Source organism: Pseudomonas sp. Sample_9 (assembly GCF_004307535.1).
Lineage (GTDB): Bacteria > Pseudomonadota > Gammaproteobacteria > Pseudomonadales > Pseudomonadaceae > Aquipseudomonas > Aquipseudomonas mercuritolerans.
In genome coordinates, this window is record NZ_RAZO01000335.1 from 2,450 (window position 1) to 7,025 (window position 4,576).

At 58.8% G+C, this 4,576-nt stretch carries 4 protein-coding genes; all 4 read right to left on the reverse strand.

Annotated features, from left to right (window positions below; translation table 11 throughout):
* Window positions 1-223 precede the first annotated feature (223 nt).
* Entirely contained in the window at window positions 224-1,513 is a 1,290-nt protein-coding gene (locus D6877_RS18900; RefSeq protein ID WP_064364632.1) for a M18 family aminopeptidase, read from the reverse strand.
* 78 nt (window positions 1,514-1,591) lie between these two features.
* On the reverse strand, window positions 1,592-2,686 hold the full coding sequence (locus D6877_RS18905; RefSeq protein ID WP_130911749.1) for a hypothetical protein: 1,095 nt from the start codon (window positions 2,684-2,686) through the stop codon (window positions 1,592-1,594).
* 93 nt (window positions 2,687-2,779) lie between these two features.
* Complete coding sequence (locus tag D6877_RS18910; protein WP_130911750.1) at window positions 2,780-3,622, reverse strand: hypothetical protein; 843 nt, start codon at window positions 3,620-3,622, stop codon at window positions 2,780-2,782.
* A gap of 152 nt (window positions 3,623-3,774) precedes the next feature.
* Window positions 3,775-4,410, reverse strand: coding sequence for an RluA family pseudouridine synthase (locus tag D6877_RS18915; protein ID WP_130911751.1), 636 nt, complete (start codon window positions 4,408-4,410; stop codon window positions 3,775-3,777).
* Window positions 4,411-4,576 lie beyond the last annotated feature (166 nt).

Genomic DNA, 4,576 nt, shown 5'->3' on the forward strand with positions numbered 1-4,576 from the left:
TTGTCTGTAGAGGATTCTTGCAGTCTAGGCGGGTTTTCGAGGCAGGGTGTGATGTAGCTCAGGAATGCAACAGGCCGAGAGGATTCTGCTGTCTGCACAGGCGCTTTCGCGAGCAGGCTCGCTCCCACGGGTTGATTGGCATTCCAAGGGGAGATGACTGGCTCCCACATTTGAAATGCAGTTCAACTGTGGGAGCGAGCCTGCTCGCGAAGCTTTTCAGCCTTTATGGCAATTCCCGACTGGCATAAAACGCGCTGAGCACTTTGACCAGATGCGCCAGATCATGGCTGCCGCACAGTTCGCGAATCGAGTGCATGGCAAAGGTCGGCAGGCCGATGTCGACGGTGCGCACGCCCAGATGGCTGGCGGTGATCGGGCCGATGGTCGAACCGCAGCCCATGTCGCTGCGCACCACGAAGCTTTGCACCGGGACTTCTTCGGCCATGCACAGATGGCGGAAGAATCCGGCGGTTTCGCTGTTGGTGGCGTAGCGTTGGTTGCTGTTGACCTTGATCACCGGGCCGGCGTTGAGTTTCGGGCCGTGGTTGGCATCGTGCTTTTCCGCGTAGTTGGGATGCACGCCGTGGGCGTTGTCGGCCGACACCAGCAGGGATTTCTGGATGGTGCGGACGAACTCGTCGCCTTCCGGCAACAGGCGGCGCAGGGTCTGTTCGAGCATCGGGCCGTCGGCACCGCACGCCGAACACGAGCCGACTTCTTCGTGGTCATTACAGACCAGCACACAGGTTTCGTCGGTCTCGGCGGTGAGCAACGCTTGCAGGCCGGCGTAGCAGGACAGCAGGTTATCCAGGCGTGCACCGGCAATGAAATCACCGTTCAAGCCGATCACCGCCGCGCTTTGCGTGTCGTAGAAACTCAGCTCGTAATCCAGCACCACGTCGGCATTCAAGCCGTGTTCGCGGGCCAGTTGGTCGGTGAGCACGGCGCGGAAATCGACGCGCTCGTCACCGGCGAACTGGGCGAGGATCGGCGGCAGTTCGGTCTGTGCATTGATCGCCCAGCCCTGATTGGCTTCACGGTTGAGGTGAATGGCCAGGTTGGGAATGATCGCGATCGGTGCCTTGAAGTCGATCAACTGGCTCTCGACCTTGCCGTCACGGCGGAAGGTCACGCGGCCGGCGAGCGACAGATCGCGGTCGAACCACGGCGCCAGCAGCGCGCCGCCGTAGACTTCGACGCCCAGCTGCCAGAAACCCTGACGCTGCAGTTCCGGTTGCGGCTTGACCCGCAGGCACGGGCTGTCGGTATGGGCGCCGACCAGACGGATACCGTCGTGCAGTGGCGAGTTGCGGCCCATTTTGATCGCGACGATCGAGGAGTCGTTACGGGTGACGTAATAGCGGCCGTTGGCCTCGGTGGACCATGGCTCGCGCTCGTCGAGGCGCACATAACCGGCGGCCTCCAGACGCTGAACAAGACTGGCGGTGGCGTGGAACGGGGTAGGGGAGGCCTTGAGAAAGTCGATCAGGCCCTGGTTCAACTCTGCGCGCATAAGAAACTCCAGACAGCAATGGGCGGCAGTTTAACGCATCACTCGGCGCCATTGGGCAAGTGGTTTGCGCAAGCACGCTCAGGAATGCTGATCGATGCGCTTGCGCAGGTAGGCGATGATCGCTTGTTGATCATCCTTTCTGGCGGGTTTCGGCAGGTGTTTCGGCCAGCCCTTGCCGCTGCCGAAGAAGGCCTTTTGCGCAACGCTGTCCCAACGCAGGATTTCCCTCGACGCCGATTCCCACCATTCGTGACGGCAGATCTCGTAATACGGGTGGGCAGGTGCAGCACTGCCGAACAGCAATGCCCGGCCGACTTTCTTCATGCCGCCGCGCTTTTTGCGCAGCTTCCACTTGATGCGCAAGCGCTCCCAGGTCGAGGGAACGGGTTTGCTGCGCGGAACCTCGGAGCACAGCGCTGGCAGTTCGGGGTGGAAGGCCTCGCCATGGCGGGCGAAAAAGTGTTTCTGCATGGCGTGGAAGAAGTTTTTATCGGCGAAGTAGTGATAGACGAATTTCTTCGCTTCCTGGATCGGTTGGTCGCGCATGGCAAACGACAGTGCAATCTGTTCGATCGTATGGATGTCGAACGGGTCCTGCGTCCACTCATCGATCAGCCGGATCGACTTGTCCAGCAGCGCTGAATCGCCATCGGTGACGCCGCACAAGCCACTGTTGTAGAGCTTGAAGCTGTTCGCCGACGAAATCCCGTGGACTTGCAGGCAGCGCGCGAGTTTTTCGTAGTCTGCCCGGTTACAGACGTAACTCCAGTCGTATTCGAAGCGGTCCATCACGTAACGCCCGGGCGTGATCATGCTGAACAGCCGGTGCGGTGAACCGAGAAACAGCGTGTCGGTATCGACGAACAGGGTTTTTTCGGCGAGTGTCAGGCCCAGTGCAATGGCGCACGCTTTGCGGCGATGGTGGTAGCCGTTTTCGCCCTGCCACTGGATCAAGGTCTGCTCGCTCAAAGTGACGGTATCGACCGGCCAGCCGGCATAGTCCTGCGGACGATCGGTCAGGACTCGGATGCACAATGATTCGCCTTGTTGCAGCTGTGACAGGGCCGTGAGGATGCTGAATTTCGCCTCGCGCCGATAAACGTCTTTGTCGCCATAGATCAGGTAGAGCAACTGGTGCGGTACTTTTTCCATGGGGGGGAAGGCTTCGCGCATAAGCGGCTCCATACGGCGGGGGCGCGAGTTTACCGTATTGCTCCGCTGATTTGCAGGCCAGACACTTGCTTCGAAGTGTTGCCGGAGAGGGTATCAACCGACGATCAATCTGCCCGTGAGGAAGACTTCACGCCGCTGCTTGCGACCGACGTATTCATGTTTGCTCAACTGGTAGACGGTCTCGAACTTGTCTTTCGACAAATCCGGCAGCGCACCGATGTATTGATCGACCAGGCGATCGTAGGCGGCTTCGGTAATGAACTTGTAGATATCCCGACGATAGAAGAAGCCGAGTTGAAAACCGAGTGTTTCACTTGCGTGCGCGGTCGGTCCGGCGAAGCAGTTTTCAAAGTCGATGGCTTTGAGTGGCCTTTGCGTTTGCTCGGGCAGCATGATATTGCCCACCCAGAAATCCATGTGAGTGATGTTCTTGCTGGCGAGCGAGCTGAGCAGTTGGAACGCGTCGAGGATGAAAGCTTCGATGTTTTCGGGATTGCGTCTGATGCATTCGGCGCCGTCGATATGGCCTTGGAGCAGGTGAGTCAGGAGGAAAAATTCCTCGGTCAGGCCAAGTCGGCTGCGGGTATAGCCATAGCCTTTCAGTGGAGGCATCTCCACGCCCCGGCGCTGAGCTTCGAGGCAATTCATCAGTTCTTCGAGCGGCCAGTCGAAGCGCCCGTTGCGTTGCGGTTTTTTCAGGCTCACCCGCACCTTTGCCTTGAACGTGTCCAGTGGCTGGACTTTGGCGAAAAGTGGTGTTTCACAGTACGACAACGGTGCGCTGGCCCGGGTCAGTTTGCGCGCGCGACGTTTTTTTATCAGTTGCTCGAGGGCTTGGCGGGCCTGGATGCTGGGTGCTTCGCTCAGGTGCAGGGTGGTGTTACCGAATGCGCACACGATGGGGTATTCGGATTGAAGTGTTTTGTTGCAGAACACGGAAGAGGCCTCCTGCCTGATATCGAAGTGCCATGATTTTATATTTGATTACAATTTTATGACAGTTCTTTACGTCAATGTATTGCCGGTGGAATTCTGGCAGGACAAAAAAAGCCCTTCGCAAGGAAGGGCTTTCAAAGTATTCACGCATTTCAGAATGGCGCCGGGCACTCGAAGCGCAGGCGTTCGCCGCTTTGCGGATGAGTGAAACTGAGCATGCTCGCGTGCAGGCACAGACGTGGCCAGGCTGCCAGCGCTTGCTCGTGGGCATAGAGGCCGTCACCGAGCAGCGGGTGGCCGATCGACAACATGTGTACCCGCAGTTGATGCGAGCGGCCGGTGATCGGTGTCAGTTCGACGCGGCACCATTCTCCGCAACGCTCAAGGACTTTCCAGAAGGTCAGCGCGTGCTTGCCGAATTCGTGATCGACCACGTGCCGTGGCTTGGTCGGTGGATCGTAGCGCAGGGGCAGGTCGATGCTGCCACTGTCCAGTTCCGGCTGACCCCACGCCAAAGCGGTGTAGGCCTTTTCGGTTTCGCGGTCATGAAACTGCCGCGACAGTTCGCGATGAGTATCGGCATCACGGGCCAGCAGAATGATGCCGGAGGTTTCCCAGTCCAGGCGATGGACGATGCGCGCTTCCGGGTAGCCGTTTTCCTGCAAGCGGGTAATCAGGCAGTCCTTGTTGTCGTCAGCGCGACCGGGCACCGAGAGCAGCAGGGTCGGTTTGTCGACCACCAGAACGGCGGCGTCCTCATGGATGATGCGGATGTTGGACAGCGGCATTAAAACAGCCTCGTAACAAATGCCAACGGCGGCTCGGAGCTGCTGATAACCCTGTAGGAGCTGCCGAAGGCTGCGATCTTTTGACTTTGAAGATCAAAAGATCGCAGCCTTCGGCGGCTCCTACACGAGCATCAACAGTCCGAGCCGCCGTAGCGACTGCCAAATC

What these genes read in the sequence shown, in the direction of transcription:
- D6877_RS18900 (WP_064364632.1), bottom strand. Translation starts at nt 1,513, where the DNA reads ATGCGCGCAGAGTTGAACCAGGGCCTGATCGACTTTCTCAAGGCCTCC.
- D6877_RS18905 (WP_130911749.1), bottom strand. Translation starts at nt 2,686, where the DNA reads ATGCGCGAAGCCTTCCCCCCCATGGAAAAAGTACCGCACCAGTTGCTC.
- D6877_RS18915 (WP_130911751.1), bottom strand. Translation starts at nt 4,410, where the DNA reads ATGCCGCTGTCCAACATCCGCATCATCCATGAGGACGCCGCCGTTCTG.